Annotated in this window: 15 protein-coding genes and 2 pseudogenes; 7 read left to right on the forward strand and 10 right to left on the reverse strand. The window is 70.0% G+C overall.

All coding sequences use genetic code 11. From position 1 onward, the window contains the following. Positions 1–273 precede the first annotated feature (273 nt). The gene (locus ACIQ8J_RS30225) at positions 274–1,428 is read left to right on the forward strand and encodes a lipase (RefSeq protein ID WP_403275997.1); all 1,155 of its coding nucleotides are present in this window, start codon (positions 274–276) and stop codon (positions 1,426–1,428) included. A gap of 84 nt (positions 1,429–1,512) precedes the next feature. On the opposite strand, the gene ACIQ8J_RS30230 is transcribed toward ACIQ8J_RS30225, so the two are convergent. The 3 genes from ACIQ8J_RS30230 to ACIQ8J_RS30240 form a co-directional block, all read right to left on the reverse strand. Further along, positions 1,513–1,992: a hemerythrin domain-containing protein gene (locus ACIQ8J_RS30230; RefSeq protein ID WP_403275998.1), complete on the reverse strand. Its 480-nt coding sequence runs from the start codon at positions 1,990–1,992 to the stop codon at positions 1,513–1,515. Positions 1,993–2,304: 312 nt separating this feature from the next. Continuing rightward, positions 2,305–3,294, reverse strand: a complete 990-nt coding sequence (locus tag ACIQ8J_RS30235; RefSeq protein ID WP_403276000.1) for an FAD binding domain-containing protein — start codon at positions 3,292–3,294, stop codon at positions 2,305–2,307. After that, positions 3,291–3,872, reverse strand: coding sequence for a 2Fe-2S iron-sulfur cluster-binding protein (locus ACIQ8J_RS30240; protein WP_403276002.1), 582 nt, complete (start codon positions 3,870–3,872; stop codon positions 3,291–3,293). The genes ACIQ8J_RS30235 and ACIQ8J_RS30240 overlap by 4 nt, the downstream gene beginning before the upstream one ends. Before the next feature lie 235 nt (positions 3,873–4,107). Here ACIQ8J_RS30240 and ACIQ8J_RS30245 point away from each other — a divergent pair, with 235 nt between their 5' ends. Together ACIQ8J_RS30245 and ACIQ8J_RS30250 are read left to right on the forward strand one after the other, a co-directional pair. Further along, entirely contained in the window at positions 4,108–6,198 is a 2,091-nt protein-coding gene (locus ACIQ8J_RS30245; RefSeq protein ID WP_403276003.1) for a SpoIIE family protein phosphatase, read from the forward strand. 87 nt (positions 6,199–6,285) lie between these two features. Further along, the gene (locus ACIQ8J_RS30250) at positions 6,286–6,807 is read left to right on the forward strand and encodes a DUF2231 domain-containing protein (RefSeq protein WP_403276005.1); all 522 of its coding nucleotides are present in this window, start codon (positions 6,286–6,288) and stop codon (positions 6,805–6,807) included. 55 nt (positions 6,808–6,862) lie between these two features. Here ACIQ8J_RS30250 and ACIQ8J_RS30255 read toward each other — a convergent pair whose 3' ends face one another. The 3 genes from ACIQ8J_RS30255 to ACIQ8J_RS30265 form a co-directional block, all read right to left on the reverse strand. Beyond that, a complete protein-coding gene (locus ACIQ8J_RS30255) occupies positions 6,863–7,780 on the reverse strand; it encodes an aminoglycoside phosphotransferase family protein (RefSeq protein WP_403276006.1) in 918 nt (305 codons plus the stop codon). A 74-nt stretch (positions 7,781–7,854) separates the two neighbouring features. Next, positions 7,855–8,484 carry a hypothetical protein gene (locus ACIQ8J_RS30260; protein WP_403276007.1) on the reverse strand — a complete coding sequence of 210 codons (630 nt, stop codon included), beginning with the start codon at positions 8,482–8,484 and terminating at the stop codon, positions 7,855–7,857. Positions 8,485–8,529: 45 nt separating this feature from the next. After that, positions 8,530–9,777: a DUF4157 domain-containing protein gene (locus tag ACIQ8J_RS30265; RefSeq protein ID WP_403276009.1), complete on the reverse strand. Its 1,248-nt coding sequence runs from the start codon at positions 9,775–9,777 to the stop codon at positions 8,530–8,532. 378 nt (positions 9,778–10,155) lie between these two features. Between ACIQ8J_RS30265 and ACIQ8J_RS30270 the strand changes: the two are divergent. Then, positions 10,156–10,500 (forward strand): annotated as a pseudogene (locus ACIQ8J_RS30270) (aldo/keto reductase); the annotation flags it as partial. A 174-nt stretch (positions 10,501–10,674) separates the two neighbouring features. Here the strand turns inward: ACIQ8J_RS30270 and ACIQ8J_RS30275 are convergent. Beyond that, positions 10,675–11,889 (reverse strand): RNA-guided endonuclease InsQ/TnpB family protein, encoded by a 1,215-nt coding sequence (locus tag ACIQ8J_RS30275; protein ID WP_403276011.1) that lies wholly within the window; start codon positions 11,887–11,889, stop codon positions 10,675–10,677. Between the two features lie 25 nt (positions 11,890–11,914). Between ACIQ8J_RS30275 and tnpA the strand changes: the two genes are divergently transcribed. Both tnpA and ACIQ8J_RS30285 read left to right on the forward strand, forming a co-directional pair. Beyond that, complete coding sequence (gene tnpA, locus ACIQ8J_RS30280; RefSeq protein ID WP_403276012.1) at positions 11,915–12,331, forward strand: IS200/IS605 family transposase; 417 nt, start codon at positions 11,915–11,917, stop codon at positions 12,329–12,331. A 109-nt stretch (positions 12,332–12,440) separates the two neighbouring features. After that, positions 12,441–12,944 (forward strand): annotated as a pseudogene (locus tag ACIQ8J_RS30285) (aldo/keto reductase); the annotation flags it as partial. Between the two features lie 15 nt (positions 12,945–12,959). Here the strand turns inward: ACIQ8J_RS30285 and ACIQ8J_RS30290 are convergent. From ACIQ8J_RS30290 to ACIQ8J_RS30300, 3 genes are all read right to left on the reverse strand, one after another. Beyond that, positions 12,960–13,502, reverse strand: coding sequence for a hypothetical protein (locus ACIQ8J_RS30290; protein ID WP_403276013.1), 543 nt, complete (start codon positions 13,500–13,502; stop codon positions 12,960–12,962). Between the two features lie 87 nt (positions 13,503–13,589). Next, positions 13,590–14,228, reverse strand: a complete 639-nt coding sequence (locus ACIQ8J_RS30295) for a DUF1707 domain-containing protein (protein WP_403276014.1) — start codon at positions 14,226–14,228, stop codon at positions 13,590–13,592. Positions 14,229–14,637: 409 nt separating this feature from the next. Next, positions 14,638–15,453 carry a class I SAM-dependent methyltransferase gene (locus ACIQ8J_RS30300; RefSeq protein ID WP_403276071.1) on the reverse strand — a complete coding sequence of 272 codons (816 nt, stop codon included), beginning with the start codon at positions 15,451–15,453 and terminating at the stop codon, positions 14,638–14,640. Positions 15,454–15,696: 243 nt separating this feature from the next. On the opposite strand from ACIQ8J_RS30300, the gene ACIQ8J_RS30305 reads away from it, so the two are divergent. Then, positions 15,697–16,245, forward strand: coding sequence for a DinB family protein (locus ACIQ8J_RS30305; protein WP_403276015.1), 549 nt, complete (start codon positions 15,697–15,699; stop codon positions 16,243–16,245). Positions 16,246–16,251 lie beyond the last annotated feature (6 nt).

Genomic DNA, 16,251 nt, shown 5'->3' on the forward strand with positions numbered 1-16,251 from the left:
TCGCTGCTGCGGCGAGGACCGCTGGCCAACACCGCCTTCACCGATCCCGACCACCTCGAGCGCACCCTCCGCCGCGGCCTCGCTCATATCCAGCAGCACCCCGAACTCATCGACGGCTGCCTCACCGAAACCGGGCTGGTCCTCACGCCACACCCGACATGAACCCGAAAGGGTCAGTAACTCCTAGCTCCAGGGGCGGTGCTTCGGATTTTTGTCGTTGACACAGTGGTAGGGGGAACGGGTGTGACCGGCCGGCTGTGTGGGATTCCGTTGGTGGGCGGGCCGGTGCGGTTCCGGGGGGCGCTGGATGTGGAGTTGACCGAGGCCGGGGTGCTGCCCTGGCGGCTGCCCGCGGCGGCGCGGGCGCAGTTCCCGGACGAGGCCGTCGAGCGAGTGGCCGCTCTTTCGTCGGGGGTCCGGCTGGCGTTCCGGACGGGTGCGACGGTGCTGGAAGTCGAGGTGCTCACCACCGTCACGCAGTACGAGGGTGCGGCGGAGCCGGCGGCGTACGGTGCTCTGGAGCTGGTTGTCGACGGGGAGTTGAACCACAGGGAGCTGCTCCGCACGGGCAACGTACTGCGTGTGTCGGGCGGGCGGGGCACCCTGGCGGGGTCGGGCTCGTCCTGTCGAGTGCGCTTCGGTCAACTGCCGCCGGGCGAGAAGGACATCGAGCTCTGGCTGCCGCAGCAGTGCCGTACGGAGGTGGTCGGCCTGTGGGCGGACGCCGCGGCGATGCCGCCGCGCGCCACCGGCCGCCGCTGGCTGCACCACGGCAGTTCCGTCAGCCATTTCCCCGAGGCCGACTCCCCCGCCGACACCTGGCCGGTCATCGCCGCGGGGCTGGGGGACGTCGAGCTCACCAACCTCTCGCTGGCCGGCAACTGCCTCCTCGATCCGTTCGTGGCCCGTGCCGTCCGCGATGCTCCGGCCGATCTCATCAGCCTCAAGCTGGGCCTCAACGTCGTGACCGGCGCCTCGTTCCGGCGGCGTACCTTCGGACCGGCGGTGAACGGGTTTCTCGACACCGTTCGTGACGGCCACCCGGACACGCCCCTGCTCGTCGTGTCCCCGGTGTTCTGTCCGCCGGTCGAGGACACTCCCGGTCCCACCGGCCGCACCCCTGCCGGGCACTTCACCGCGCTCGGCGACCCCGCCGACGTCCCACGTGGGGCGCTCACGCTCAATGTCATCCGTTCTGAGCTGGCTCGCATCGTGACCGCTCGCGCCGCCCACGATCGGAACCTCCACTACCTCGACGGCCGCGAACTGCTCGGAAGCGATGACATCCGCGATCTCCGCGACGGCCTCCACCCCACCGTCGGCGGCCACCACCGCATCGCCGAACGGTTCTCGGAGATCGTCTTCGCACCTTCGGGGCCGTTCGCCCTGGAAGGCTTGGCGCGACTCCCCAGGTCAGAGGCATCCTGACCGTGCTGCTCGGCGAGCCGCGTCGGCCCGCCCTTTCCCGGGGGAGACCGGACTCGCTGTCCTTCCAGCCGTGAGCGAGGGCCCTCAGGCGGCCACGGTGTCCCACACCTTCTGCTGTGCGGGGCGGTGCGGCCACTGGGGGGCCCGCTCGGCGAGCTTGGTCATCCAGGCGCCGATCTCCTGCAGCTCCTTGCGGCCGACGGCGGCTCGGACGTGCGGGAACCACATGTGCTCCTCGGTGTCCATGTGCCGTTCGACGATGTCCATCAGGAGGCGGGCCTTGGCGTCGAAGGCGACCTCTTCGGGGCGCATGTCGTGCAGCTCGGCGGCCAGCACCTCGGCGATGTGGTGTTCCTCCCGGAAGTCCAGGATGGCCAGCTCGGTCTCCGGGGCCAGGACGGATACGCGCGGGTACATGCCCTCCTGCTCGATGTACGTGTACACGGTCAATGCGCGCAGGAACTGCGCCACCACCCCGGGATTCCGCTCGACCCGGTAGGACCTGATCAGCTGCCTGATCTCCTTGTGGCCTTCCCTCAGCATCACGATCGCGTCGGTGGACATCAGGCAGCTCCCTGAGGCACGGGACTCACTTCCGTGACAGGCCAATACCCGGCAAACCGGACGGCCATGCGCCCTTGCTCCCGGGCTGCTCGTGCGTCATCGGGCGGATACGGAAAGTCCCGCGGCACCGCGGAATCCGGGGTGCGGACGGCGAGTGCCCCGGGCCGCGCGAGGGCGGCTGTGGTGGCGGGCACCACCCAGGCGTGGGCGCCGCCGGGAGGTGCGCAGTACCGGGCGGCGCCGGTCACCTTCGCCCGGCCCTCCCGGCGCTCGACGGGTGCGCCCGTGGTCGGGGCCATGACCGCTCTCCGCTCAGGGCCGGACGGTCAGCGAGCCGAGCACTTCTTGGGCGAGGTCGCGGGCGAGCTCCACCTTGTAGGCGTTGTGCCGCAGCGGGACGGCGGCGGCGAGTTCGGCCTCGACCGCCTGCTCGACGGCCGCGGCATCGGGCGCGGTGCCGAGCAGCGCGGCCTCCGTGGCACGGGCGCGCCACGGCCGGTGGGCGAGGCCGCCGAAGGCGACGGCGATGTGCTGGACGGCGCCGCGCCGCATGTACACCACGGCGGCGACAGAGGCCAGCGCGAAGGCGGCGTACGACGCCCGGTCGCGCGTCTTGCGGTAGCGCGAGACGGTCCCGTCGGGCAGGGGCGGCAGCAGCACTCCCGTGATCAGCTCGCCGGGGCTGATCACGGTGTCCAGCTCGGGCCTGTCCTGCGGCAGCCGGTGGAATTCGGTGACGGGGACGGTCCGGAGCCCTGTGGGGCCGGCCAGTTCGACCACGGCGTCGAGCGCCGCGAGCGCCACGGCCAGGTCGGAGGGGTGGGTTGCCACGCAGTGGGGTGAGTGGCCGAATACCGCGTGGTCGCGGTTGACACCGTCGAGCGCTCCGCACCCGCTCCCCGGCACCCGCTTGTTGCAGGGCCTGGACAGATCCTGGAAGTAGCCGCAGCGGGTGCGCTGGAGGAGGTTTCCCGCAGTGGTCGCCACGTTCCTGAGCTGGCCCGACGCGCCGCTGAGCACCGCCTGCGACAGAACCGGATACCGCTTCCGGACCGCCGGATGCGCGGCGAGATCGCTGTTGCGTACGGTCGCGCCGATCCGCACCGAACCGTCACTCGGCTCCTCGATCCGGTCCAGCGGCAGCCGGGTGATGTCGATGAGCACGTCGGGACGCTCCACGCCGAGCTTCATCAGATCGACCAGGTTGGTGCCGCCGCCGAGGTAGCGGGCCTCCGGTCGCCCGGCGTGGGCGGCGGCGGCCTCCGCCACGCTCCGGGCACGGACATAGGCGACCGGCTTCATGCGATCACGTCCTGTACGGCGTTGACGATGTTCGAGTACGCCCCGCAGTGGCACAGGTTGCCGCTGAGCCGTTCCCGGATCTCTTCGGTGGTGAGCTTCACCGGCGCGTCCGTCGGGAGCCGCATGTCGGTGACGACGGACGGCTGGCCGGACTTGGCCTCCTCCAGCATCCCCACGGCCGAACAGAGCTGGCCGGGTGTGCAGTCGCCGCACCGGAACGCGTCCCGGTCGAGGAAGGCGCGCGCAAGGGGATGCAGATCGCCGTCCGCACCCGCCGCGTCGGCGAGGCCCTCCACTGTGACGATCTCGTACCCCTCCTGCGCGACGGCCAGCAGCAGGCAGCTGTTGACCCGCCGGCCCTCAAGGAGCACCGTGCACGCGCCGCACTCCCCGTGGTCGCAGCCCTTCTTCGAGCCGCTCAGGCCGAGGCTCTCGCGCAGGAAGTCCAGGAGGGTGGTGCGGTGGTCCACCTCGACCACACGGGACACGCCGTTGACCCGCACGGCCACGCGTGACTCGGTGGTCTCCGGGACGGCAGCCTGTGCGCCCGGCCCAAGGACCTCTTCGCTTCGGCCCACGCTTGCTTCCATCGTTCACGGGCTCCTCGCTCTGGACGGTCAGCGGCGTGCCGCGTACCCACCCTCGTACAGGTCGCGCCCTGCGGCATCTCGGCGACGGCCGAGAGGGGGGCTTCCTGGTCTGCCGATCTCCGCGCGCGGGGAGAAGATGGTGAAGACCGCTGAGGCAGGAGGCACCGGGCTGAGACAGGGATGAGGTAGCGGGCGGAGTCAGAGCCTTGAGAAGGGGCCGACCATGAACGCATCCGAGATCTTCGGGGAGCGGCCCGGCCCTCCGCGCGTCGCCCCGTCGGCGCGGGGCGGTCTGCTGGACCTGCTGGGCGTCGCCGCCGTCGTACTGGACGAGGCCGGGCGGATCGCCCTGTGGAGCCCGCAGGCCGAGGAACTGTTCGGCTGGAGCTCGCGGGAGGCGCTCGGCCATTCCGCCGTGAAGATCCTGGTCGCCGAGGAGTACCGCCCGCTCGTCCTGGAGCTGTTCGGCCGGGTGATGAGCGGCGGCGAACCGTGGGCGGGCGTCTTCCCGGTCCGGCACAAGGACGGCCGTACGCGGATGGTGGAGTTCCGCAACATGCGGCTGCAGGACGAGCACGGCGGCCTGTACGCCCTGGGCATCGCCACCGACGAGCCCACGCTGCGCGCCGTGGAACGCGATCTGGCGCTGTCGGTGCGCCTGGTGTCGCAGTCGCCCATCGGCCTCGCGGTGCTCGACACCGACCTGCGGTACGTGCTGGTCAACCCGGCGCTGGCCCGCATCAACGGGGTTCCCGCCGCCGAGCACATGGGCCGCACGGTCCGGGTCGCCCTGCCGTTCCTGGACTCCGAGCAGATCGAGTCCGCGATGCGCCGGGTCCTGGAGACCGGTGTGCCGCTGCTCGACCAGACGGCGATCGGCCGGATACCCGGCGATCCGGCGACCGACCGTGCCTGGAACGTGTCGTACTACCGCCTGGAGGACAGGGCTGGCCGGATCCTCGGTGTCGCGATCTCGATCGTGGATGTCAGCGAACAGTTCCACGCGGCGAACGAGGCCGCCGAGGCCCGCAGGCGCCTGGACCTCATCGCGCGCGCCTCGGTGTGCATCGGCACCACCCTCGACCTGAACCGCACCGCGCACGAACTGGCGGACCTCGTGGTGACCGACCTCGCCGACATCGCCGCCGTCGACCTCCTGGACTCCATCCTGGACGGCCGCAGCGTCCCCGAAGCGCCCCGGTCGGGGCCCGTGTCCATCCGCGCCCTGGCCGTCGCGACCGCCTACCCCACCGAGGCCCTCCAGGCGGCCGACCCGCCGGGCAAGATCGCCAAGTACACCGCGGAACGCCTGGTCACCCGGTGTGTCACCACCGCCCGGCCGGTCCTGGTGAGCCATGTCGGCAGCGGGGACCTGGTCAACATCGCCCGCGACGAACAGGGCGCCGCCCTCCTGGAGCGCGCGGGCCTGCACTCCTACCTCGCGGTCCCGCTGATCGCGCGCGGCGAAGTACTGGGCGCCCTCGACCTCAAGCGTGCCCGCAATCCGCAGCCCTTCACGCACGACGACGTGGTCCTGGCGCTCGAACTCGCCACCCGGGCCGCCGTCTGCATCGACAACGCCCGCTGGTACCAGCAGCAGCGCCAAGCCGCCCTCGCTCTCCAGCGCCACCTCCTGCCACGCCAGCCGCCCCAGCCCGTCGGTCTCGACGTCGCGTACCGCTACCAGCCCGCGGCCGCCATCGGCGAGGCCGGCGGCGACTGGTTCGACGCCATACCCGTCGCAGGTGACAAGACCGCGCTGGTCGTCGGGGACGTCATGGGCCACGGCATCAACGCCGCCGCGACCATGGGCCAGCTGCGCACCGCGGCCCGTACCCTGGCCGGCCTCGACCTCGACCCCGCCGATGTGCTGCGCCACCTCGACCGCATCACCTCCGAGCTGGACGAGACCACCGCCACCTGCGTGTACGCCGTCTACGACCCGCACCGAACGCGCTGCCGCATCGCTCTCGCGGGCCATCTGCCCCCCATCTGGGACCGGCCGGGGCGCACCCCGCGGTTCCTTCGGCTGCCCACCGGGGCGCCGCTCGGCGTCGGCGGCGTCCCCTTCGAGGCCACCAATGTCGAGTGCGCGCCCGGGGACCGGCTCGTCCTGTACACCGACGGCCTCGTCGAGACCCGTGACCAGCCCATCGACGACCGCCTGCGCGCGCTGCTCGACGTGCTCACCCACCACCGCCTGCCCCTGGAGGCGACCTGCGACCGGCTCCTGGCCGCGCTGCCCGCGCCGCAGGGCCATGACGACGTCGCCCTGCTCATCGCCGAGGTCGCCTCGCCGCGAAGCAGGACCTGAGGGCCCCGGCAGGACCGTCGCCGGCCGCGCGGGGCGAACGGGAGGACGCTGGAACGGAGGGGTTTCGCGTACGCGGAGGCGAACGTCATGTACAGCAGAGTCACGATCGCGGGCCACCCGGTCCACCCCATGCTGGTCGCCTATCCGGTGGTCGGCTACATCGGCGCGCTGGTGGGCTTCGCCGTGTACGCGGCGAACGGGCAGCAGTTCTGGCTGAACTTCGCCATCGCCCTGAACATCGCCGGTGTCGGCGGGGCACTGCTCGCCGCACTGCCGGGCTTCGTCGACTGGGCGTTCGGCATCCCCCGCACGTCCGGCGCCAAGACCGTGGGACTGGCCCACGCGGGGCTGAACGTCGCCGCACTGGCCCTGTTCGCCATCACTCTGGGCATGTACGCGTCGCACTGGGACGGGCCCGCGAAGAGCGCCACCTTGGGCCTCGCACTCGCGGCCGCCGGGGTGGCCGTCACCATCGGCGCGAGCTTCCTGGGCTCGATGCTGGTCCAGGACTACCACGTCGGAATCCGCCTGACCCCGACCCAGGAACGCGACGAACTGGCCGTCCAGAACACCCGGTTGCTCCGCATCCACCACGACCGCGCGGCCTGAAGCGCACAGGGTTTGGACAGACGCGGACAGGGGCTGGACAAGGGGGCCGAGGAGGCTACGGGGCCGGTGGCCCGGAGTCCTCTTCAAGCACGGCCCGGATCACATGCCGGGCGTTGTGTGCCATCGCGGGGTTCCTCGTCCGGTGGTAGGGCAGGGCGATCAGGGCCTGGGAGAGTGTCCGTGCCCGGCCGCGTTTCCAGGTCGCGTCGTCCACGCCGAGTGCGTCACGGAAGACCTCCCTCGCGGCGGGCGGCAGCAGGTTCCACGCCGGGAACAGGTCGCAGGCCGGATCGCCCACCCCCATGCACCCGAAATCGATCACCGAGATCAGCCTGCCGCCGTCCACCAGCAGATTGCCCGGCATCAGATCGGCGTGCAGCCACACCGGCGCCCCCTCCCGGCCCGGGGACCGCAGCGCGTCCTCCCATACGGCAGCCGCCGCATCGCAGTCGATGCCCTCCTGCGGGATCCGGCGCAGTTCCGCGATCGCCGCCCGGGTCGACGCGTCGAGCGAGGCGAGTGGCCCACCGCGGTAGGCCTTCGGCGCCCTGGGCAGGGTGACGCTCCGCATCGCCGCCACGAACGCGGCCAGGTCCTCGGCCAGCGGTACGGGCTCGGCCAGCGCGCCCGCCTCGGGGTGCTCCCCCGCCAGCCACCCGTACACCGACCACGGCCACGGGTACCCCTCGGCGGGCTGCCCGGCCCCGAGCACCTCGGGGATGGCCGTCGGCAGCCGGGGCGCGAGACGGGGCAGCCACTCCCGCTCCATCGATACGTCGTCGGCTCCGCCCTCCATCAGCGGCAGCCGTACGACCATGCCGTCGCCCAGCCGGTACACGGCATTGACCGTGCCCCCGGAGGCAAACCGCTCCACCGCGAGCCCGGCCCACCGCGGGAACTGCCCGGCGATCAGCCGCCGTACGAGGTCGTCGTCGATGGGGCGCGGACCGGGCTGCGTCTGTGCTGTGCTCATGGCCCGCCATCCGACCGCCGCGCCCCGGAGGGCGTCAAACGCTTTTCCGGCCTGCGTACGGGACGGCTGCGGGCTCAGCCGCCCGATCGGGGGTGGAAAAGGGAATCGTCGTAGTCGCGGAACAGCCGGGGCATTTTCGCGCGGAACGCCACCACTTCTGACGTTTCCTCGGCTCCGGGGCAGAGCGTTTGCAGCCAGTACCAGTAGCCGCGTGCGGCGAGCAGCCGCTCCACATATTCGGCGAAGGTGAATCGAGTGTCACAGAGCTCTTCGCCGAAATAGTGATAGGAGACGGTGTCACCCGGCTCCCCGCCCGGCTTCTGAAGGAACGCCGCGCACGCCTCCGGGACGAACATGTCAAAGGGCTTCACTGCCCTGAAATCCTCGTTCTGCCCCGGGAAATAGGTGATCCCCTCCCAGTCTCCGAATACCTTCGTGACCGGCAGGATGTTGATGAATCCCTGGTCGGAGAGGTCTCCCTTGCGAAGGTCGGCCACCGTGTGCCGCCACTCCAGGCGAAGGGAGCCCACCTCCTGGTAGAAGTCCGCGAGACCTGCGGGCAGCTCTCCGTGCGCCAGGCGGCGCGCCTGTGCGAGGTCGGCTTCGGACGCCGGTGCCGCCACCTCGGAGTCGATCAGTTCGAGGTCGGGATTCTGGTCAATCTCTTCGATCATCCGCAAGATGCGCGACCGGATGCCCTGCATTCAGCACTCCTAATTCGTGAGATCGAGTTGCGATGCCGGTCCGCCTTACAGGGCGTCGTTACCGATCCACCAGGACTGGTTCTTGTTGTCCAGGGCCTGCACGTCCCGCTCGTTACCCGTCAGATCGTAGACGGAGTACTCCACCTCGATGGCATGAGCCAGGTGGTGGGCATAATCCGTGTCGATCTCGTTCTGAATTCCCGCCGGAGCCTTGAGATCGCTCGCCGACGGCGAATTGGAGTAATCTACCCGAACCTCGTACTCGACCACATAGTTCTTGTCCACGTACCCCTTGATGTCCTGTTCGACCTTCTTGGAGTGGGTACTGTTGGCCGACTTCACCAGCGGTGTCAGGTTTTTCATGTCATCGCCCGGACCGCCGATGTTGTGGTTCAGCAGATGCCCCTGAACCATGTAGTTGGAGAACCAGGTCTTGGTTGCCTGGGAGGCGGCGGAACCGGCGTCCGGCCACCAGTTGGGGCGGGTGCTCGGCTTCGACCCGCCGCCCGTCTTCCCCGGGTGGACTTCGGCGTGCATGAGCGTCCCGGCGTCATGAGTCGGGTGGATCGGCCCGTAATTCACGTACGGCTTGCCCGTGAAGGCGCGCTGTACCGCGACGCCTTCTTCCGATCCCGCTGGCTGCGGGAGCGCGCGCTGCACGGCCGCGTCACCGGAATGCGCGCTCGTGGTGGGAGCCGCCGACCGCATGACACGCGTGGCGTTGGCCTCGGCCTCGCGCTCGAAACGGTCGGACGGGTCGGAGACGTTGAGCCCCGACCCGTTGTCCGTACCCGACACGGGCCCTTGGCGCTGCTGGATCACATGCGTCAGCTCATGGGCGAGGGTGTGCTTGTCCGCTCCCCCGTCACCTATGACGACGTGATGGCCGGAGGTGTAGGCGCGGGCGCCGACCTCGGCGGCGGAGGCCTTGGCCGCGCTGTCGCTGTGGATGCGGACGTCGGAGAAGTCGGCCCCGAGGCGGCCCTCCATGTCCGTACGGGTCGCCGCGTCCAGGGGCCTGCCGCTGGTGCGCAGGACGTCATGGACGGCGGACGACCGCTGCACGGCGGGCTGTTCGGTCTGCTGGTGGCCGCAGCCGGCGCCGTGCTGGTGCTGTTCCTGGGCCGCCCAGGAGTGGCCGGCCTGCCGGAGCATCTGCAGGACGGCCGCGTTGCCCGCGCTCGCCTGGAGGGCGCGCAGCTGCGCGGGCACGCCGCCGGGGGCCTGGGTTCTGGCGGGCGCGCGGCCGGACCGCTTGCCGTCGGTGGTCTGGGCCTGCTCGTTGGCGTGCATCCGGGCCTTTCGGGGGAGGCGGGCTGGTGCGGGGGCGGGGCCACCCGGTGCCGTGCCTCTCACGCAGTTACGACGCCGACCCCCGGCGGGCTTGCAGCCCCCGCGGAAGTATTTCACCAGCCCCCAACGCACGCCCAACATCCCGTCAGCCCCGCATTGGCCGAAACCAGCACCGGGGTCAGGGGGTTCGTCGCCGCCGGACACCAACCGGACCGGCTGCACGGGTGCGCCCACGGCGCGCGGTCGCAGGGCGATCGAGCCAGAGTGGAACCCGCCGGAAGGTGACGCATCGGAGATAGCTGATGCGCCCCATCAAACGCCGGCCTCCCCCGCTCCCCCGGTACTCACCACGTCATCCCGCACAGAAGGACCACCCCCATGCAGAACGTCACCCTGAACAACGGCGTCGAGATGCCGATCCTCGGCTTCGGCGTGTACCAGATCCCGCCGGAGCAGACCGAGCAGGCCGTCACCGACGCCCTCGCGGCCGGGTACCGCCTGCTCGATACGGCGGCCGCCTATCAGAACGAGGAGGCCGTCGGTCGCGCGATCAAGAACAGCGGCATCCCGCGCGAGGAGCTGTTCGTCACCACCAAGCTGTGGATCCAGGACGCGCCCGCGCAGGAGAACACCCGGCGCGCCTTCGAGACGTCGCTGGACAAGCTGGGTCTGGACCACCTCGACCTGTACCTGATGCATCAGCCGTACGCCGACGTGTACGGCCATTGACCTCGCCTCCCCGCGCTGAAGCACGGGGATTCTCCGTCCGTCTCCGGCTCGCGTGAGCGGCCGGGGACCACGGTGTTTCCTGGTTCCTCCCGACGGGTGTCGGGGTTGTGCGCGCTGCCTGGCTCCTGCCGGGTCTTACGCGCGCTCCGCAGGCGTTTACCCGGCGCGTTACCGCGCCGGGGCCCCCGGTCCGGGGGTGGATGGTTCTGCCGTCGCGATGATGCGGCGGCCTTCATAGCGGACATTCTTTCCGGCGTTCCAGTCCCGGTCGTGCCGGGTGTCGCAATTCGGGCAGGCCCAGGTGCGGACGTGGAGCGGCTTGGGGCCGTCGCGGAAGCCGCAGGCGGAACATACCTGCGAGGAGGGGAAGTCCCGGGCGACCTTGGCGAACGACCGGCCGCGCCGGACCCCCTTGTACTCGCAGAACATGACGAACTGTGCCCAGCCCGCATCGTGGACGCTCTTGGCCAGCCGGGTTCGCGCCAGTCCACGCACGTTCAGGGTCTCGGTGAAGACGGCTTGGTTTTCACTCGTCAGCTTGTGAGACCACTGGTGGTGGAAGTTACGGCGCGCATCGGCGACGGCTGCGTGTGCGCGGGCGACCTTGGTCCGGGCCTTGTCCCGGTTGTTCGACCCCTTCTTCTTGCGCGACAGCTCCCGCTGTCGCTTCTTCAGCTTCTTCTCCGCCCGGCGCAGGTATTTCGGTGAGGCGATGTGCGAGCCGTCGGCGAGGACCGCGAAGCGGGTCAGGCCCAGGTCGATGCCCTGGTCCCCGTCGGTGGGCGCAAGGATGTCCGCGGCCGGGTCGGACTCGACGACGAAGGAGACGAAATACCGGTCGGACCGGTCCTTGATCAGCGTCACCGACGACGGGCCGGACGGCAGATCCCGGCTCCACGTGACCTCAAGGTCGCCGATCTTCGGCAGGCGGAGCTTGCCGGTCTCGGTGATGGACCAGCGGTCGGAGCGGGTGAACCGGGCGGTCTGCCGATGATCCTTGCGGGACTTGAACCGGGGTGGCGCGACCCTGGGCCCCTTGCGCTTGCCGGTCTTGGAGTCCTCGTGTGCTGCCCATGCCCTGTCGAAGTCCCGGAGGGTCTGCTGGAGGACGCCGACCGGCGCATCTGTCAGGAATACCCGCTCGGGTGTCTTCTTCCCGGCGGTGATCAGCGTCTTGGACAGGTCCTGGTTCTTCGGGATCTGCTGGTACGGGCCTTCGGCGGTCCTGGACTTGGGGTTGCCGAGCAGCTTGTTCGATGCCTTGCGCGGCTTGACGATCGCCAGGGCATCGTTCCAGACCACACGTCGGCACCCGAACACCCGGCGGGCCCAAAGAGCCTGACCAGGCGTCAGGTAGACGCGGTACTGGTACCGAAGCTGCATACGATCACCGTACTACCATTGGGTTATGGCCGAGTACGTGAACATCCGCACTGGTAGACACTGCACATTCCTCATGCACGCACACTTGGTTTTCGTGACCAAGTACCGGCACAATGTGTTCACCGACGCACACCTGCGGCGCATGGAGGAGATCATGCGGGACGTGTGCGCGGACTTCGAGACCGAGCTGACCGAGTTCAACGGCGAGGCCAATCACGTTCACCTCCTGGTCAACTTCCCGCCCAAGGTCGCCGTCTCCAAACTGGTCAACTCCCTCAAGGGAGTCTCCTCCCGCAGACTCCGCCAGGAGTTCCCCGACCTCGTGCAGCACTACTGGCGGGCCAATAAGCTCTGGGCCGGGTCCTACTTCGCCGGATCGGCCGGAGGGGCCCCGCTATCGACCGTCCGCCGGTACATCGAGAACCAGAACCGACCACTCTGACCCGGCCGAGGCCGACAGCGCAGACCCGTGCACACAGTTGAGGTCAGAGCAACCCTGAGAAGCGATTCCCTACCGCCCTGAAGGGCGGCACTCCCTCGCTAGAAACTGGTGGCACGCCATGGAGGACCTCCACCGCGCGGGCCGCGTCAAGGCGATCGGCGTCGCCAACTTCTACCCCGACCGGCTCGTCGACCTCATCGTCAACAACGACGTCACGCCCGCGGTCAACCAGATCGAGACCCACCCGTTCTTCCAGCGCACCGCCGATCAGGAGGTCATGCGCGAGTACGGAGTCCAGATCCAGTCCTGGGGCGGCTTCACCGAAGGCCGCAACAACCTCTTCACTCATCCGCTGCTGAGCGAGATCGCCGAGAAGCGCGGCAAGTCCGTGGCACAGGTCGTGCTCCGCTGGCTGACCCAGCGCGACATCGTCGCGATCCCCAAGTCGGTCCGCGCCGAGCGCATGGCGGAGAACATCGACGTCTTCGACTTCGAGCTCACCGCCGACCAGATGGCCTCCATCACCACCCTGGACACCGGAACGTCACTGTTCTTCGACCACCGCGACCCGGCCATCACCAGCCAGCTCGGGACACGGCGCCTGGACGCCTGAGGCGGGCGGGCGCACCTACCAGGACGTACGGCCGAAGCTCCAGGCCGGGTAGCGCGCGCCCATGTACGGCAGGTGTCCGCCCCAGTCGGCGTCTGTCAGCGCCTTCGCGGGCCGGAGAGCGATGTGGCCGGTTCCATCGATGTCGAACCCCCAGGAGAAACCGGCCAGCGGCAGGACGTGCCGCTGGGCCTGGTCCAGCGGTGTCCAGGCCAGGAAGCTGTGCGCGAGCCAGGCCATGGGTTTGCGTTCGGCTCGTGACGGGGCGTCGAACAAGGTGGGGCTGATACCGAAGAAGGCGTAGGGGGACGGCGCGTCCTCGAACAGGATGAAGGGGTCCATGTCGAAGTCGACACCACCGGAGGAGTTGTCGGTGGACCGGACCAGCTGGACCCAGCCGAACAGGGCTCGGTACCCCCTGCCGGGACAGTCAACGGCAGCCGTGCAGCACGGAAATCCGCGCGACTGCGGGTGCTTGCCGACCGTCGACGGCTCATCGACCTGTTCAAGGGTCACCCGCACACTGCCGGTCTCACCATCGCGGGTGAAGGGAAGGATCACGGCAGCACCCTGCCAAGGGCGCGTCGCCCACCACAAGGGCGGAAGGAGCCAGTGCGCTGAGCGCCGCCCCGCACGGGAGGCCCGTGCTCAGCGGCCGATGCTTCTGGGTGGGCGGCGGTGTACCCAGTCCGAGAAGCCCCGCCGTGGCGGGCGGACGATGATGTCGCCGCCGAGGGACTGTCCGGCCACGTGCACGCGCAGGGCGATGGGAGTGTCCGGGCCGGAGACCGGCCGGATCTTGATGTCGCCGCTGCTGCGCACCAGTTCGTCGGTGTCGACCACGATGCCCGGCCTGGTCACCAGGATCAGGTTTCCGCCGAGGCGCAGATCGACGTCGATGTGAAGGGAGTTGTGGGTGATCACCGCATCGGTGAAGTCGAGCTTCGCGTCACCGAACGTCATCCGGATCTCCATGCGGCGCGGAACCAGCCAGCGGCCGACGCGCGAGACATCGCCGAAACGCTGGTCGATCCGGACCAGATCCTTGGCTTGCGGGGGCATCCCTTCCAAGGGCAGGTCGGCGGTCAGCGCCGCCAGGTCGCCGATGGTGCGGGCGGCCAGTGCGGCATCCAGGCGCTCGTCCAGTTCGGCCACGGTGATCCGGCCGTCGCCCGCCGCGATCTGCAGGATCTCCACGACCCTGTCCCGGTCCCGGTCGGATGCCCGCAGCTCGGGCGTCGCGCCCTGCCCGGAAGAGTTGTCAGCTGGCCTGAGTTCGCCCGTCATGCCCGCATTCTTGTGGCCGGGCCGAGGTCCTGCAAGGTTGATGATCACGATTGTGGTCAGGATCTCCGGCCTGCTCTCCGGCCAGCCGACCCACCAACTCCCGTGCCAGTAAGGGCACTTGCCGCCCCCGCCGGGGTCACGCGCCGGCCAGCAGCCTCTCCCGTGCCGAAGCCGTCTGCGGATGGCGCCCCGTAAGTGCCGCGCCCCGTGGACATGGAGACCGGATGGGCCCCCTCGACCGGGTCCGCACCGTCCGGCACCCGGACATCGCCAGCGTCGTCGGCCACCCGCTCGACATGCCCTGAACACCCGCTGCCACGAATCCGCCCCGAAGAAATCGTGACCGCCCTGACCGACCGGCCACTCCGCCCCCCCTGGGAATCGATCACCTGGGGAACCGGGAGGCGCTCTACCGGCGGACCGCCGAGATCAGTCCGCCGGGCCCCTCCTCGTTCTGCGGCGGGGTGCTGATCGGGCGGCCGTAGGCGGCGGCGCGCTCGCGCAGGGTGTGGCTGTCGGCCTCCCAGCCGTGCCCGGCCAGCCAGCCCACCGGGTCGTCGGGCATCTCCGAGATCCACATGGACGCCGCCGATCCCTGCGCGGCGTCCGCGCCGAAGCGCTCGATCACGCCGCGCGAGCCCAATGTCAGCCCCATCCGGCTGCCTGCCGCCGACTGCGTGCTGATCCGGGCCAGCAGTAGCTCCACCGCCTCCTCGGGCAGATAGATCAGCAGTCCTTCGGCGATCCACACGGTCGGCACCGCCGGGTCGTGCCCTGCGGCGGCGAGCGCGCCTGGCCAGTCCTCCCGCAGATCCACCGCGACGGTGATCCGCTCGCAGCGTGCGACGGCCCGCTCCTGGCGCAGCACCGAAGCCTTGAAGTCCAGTGGCGCGGCGGTGTCGACCTCGAACAGCCGGGTCCCCTCGGGCCAGTCCATCCGGAAGGCCCGGCTGTCCATGCCAGCGCCGAGCAGCACGACCTGCCGGACCCCGGACGCGGAGGCCTGCTGCAACAGGTCGTCGAGGAACTTCGTCCTGATGACGATGGAGAACGACACGGCCAGCCGGCGGCGTCGCGCGGCCTCGTCATCGGGCAGCGGCGGCGAGGAGGGCCACAGGCCGCCGGCGGTGGCGAAGGCGTGTGCCAGTGGGTCGCGGAACAGCGCGTTCTCCCGCTCGGTCTCCAGCGCCCGCACCCTGGCCACCCCCACCGCCGTGGCCCACACTCCCGACGGCTGCGCCCGCTCCTGCTCATCAGTCACCGCGCCAGCCTAGATGATCGATTCCAGAGGGCCTGATGAGGAGAGCCGGCTTCCTGCGCGGCCGGCCAGTCATGCGCGCACTGAACGCCTACGACCAGGTCGGACCCTGTGCGCAGCTCCGCTGTCAGTGGTGCCTGCCAGACTCGGTGCGAGGCCGATGCACGTCCTCGACGCCTCGATGTACGTCCTCGACCAGAAGGGGAGTTGATGACCGGCACACCTGCCCCCAAGCACTACTCACCCCGGTGGAACAGCGGCACCCGACCCGATCCGCCCGCCGTGGGCAGCGAGCGGGAGACGCTGAGTACGGTCCTGGACTGGCACCGGGCGACCTTCGAGCTCAAGTGCGCCGGCCTGCCGCCGGAGCGGCTGTCCGAACGGGCGGTGCCGCCGTCGGCGCTGTCCCTGCACGGCCTGGCACGGCACCTGGCCGGGGTCGAACGCTGGTGGTTCCGCATCCAGTTCGCGGGCGAGGACGTCCCTCTGCTCCACTACTCCGAAGACGACCCCGACCAGGACTTCGAAAGACTGGACGGGGACGTCGAAGAGGCCTTCGCCGTCTGGCGGGCCGAGTGCGAGCGCTCCCGGCAGATCACGGCCGCCGCGGTGTCGCTGGATGCGACCGGGATCCGCAAGCGGACCGGCGAGCCGATCTCACTGCGCAGGATCATGGTGGACCTGATCGCCGAGTACGCCCGGCACATAGGCCATGCGGACCTGCTCCGCGAACGCATCGACGGCCGCACCGGGGTGTGACCCCCA

The organism is Streptomyces sp. NPDC094147 (assembly GCF_044764265.1).
Classification (GTDB): Bacteria; Actinomycetota; Actinomycetes; order Streptomycetales; family Streptomycetaceae; genus Streptomyces.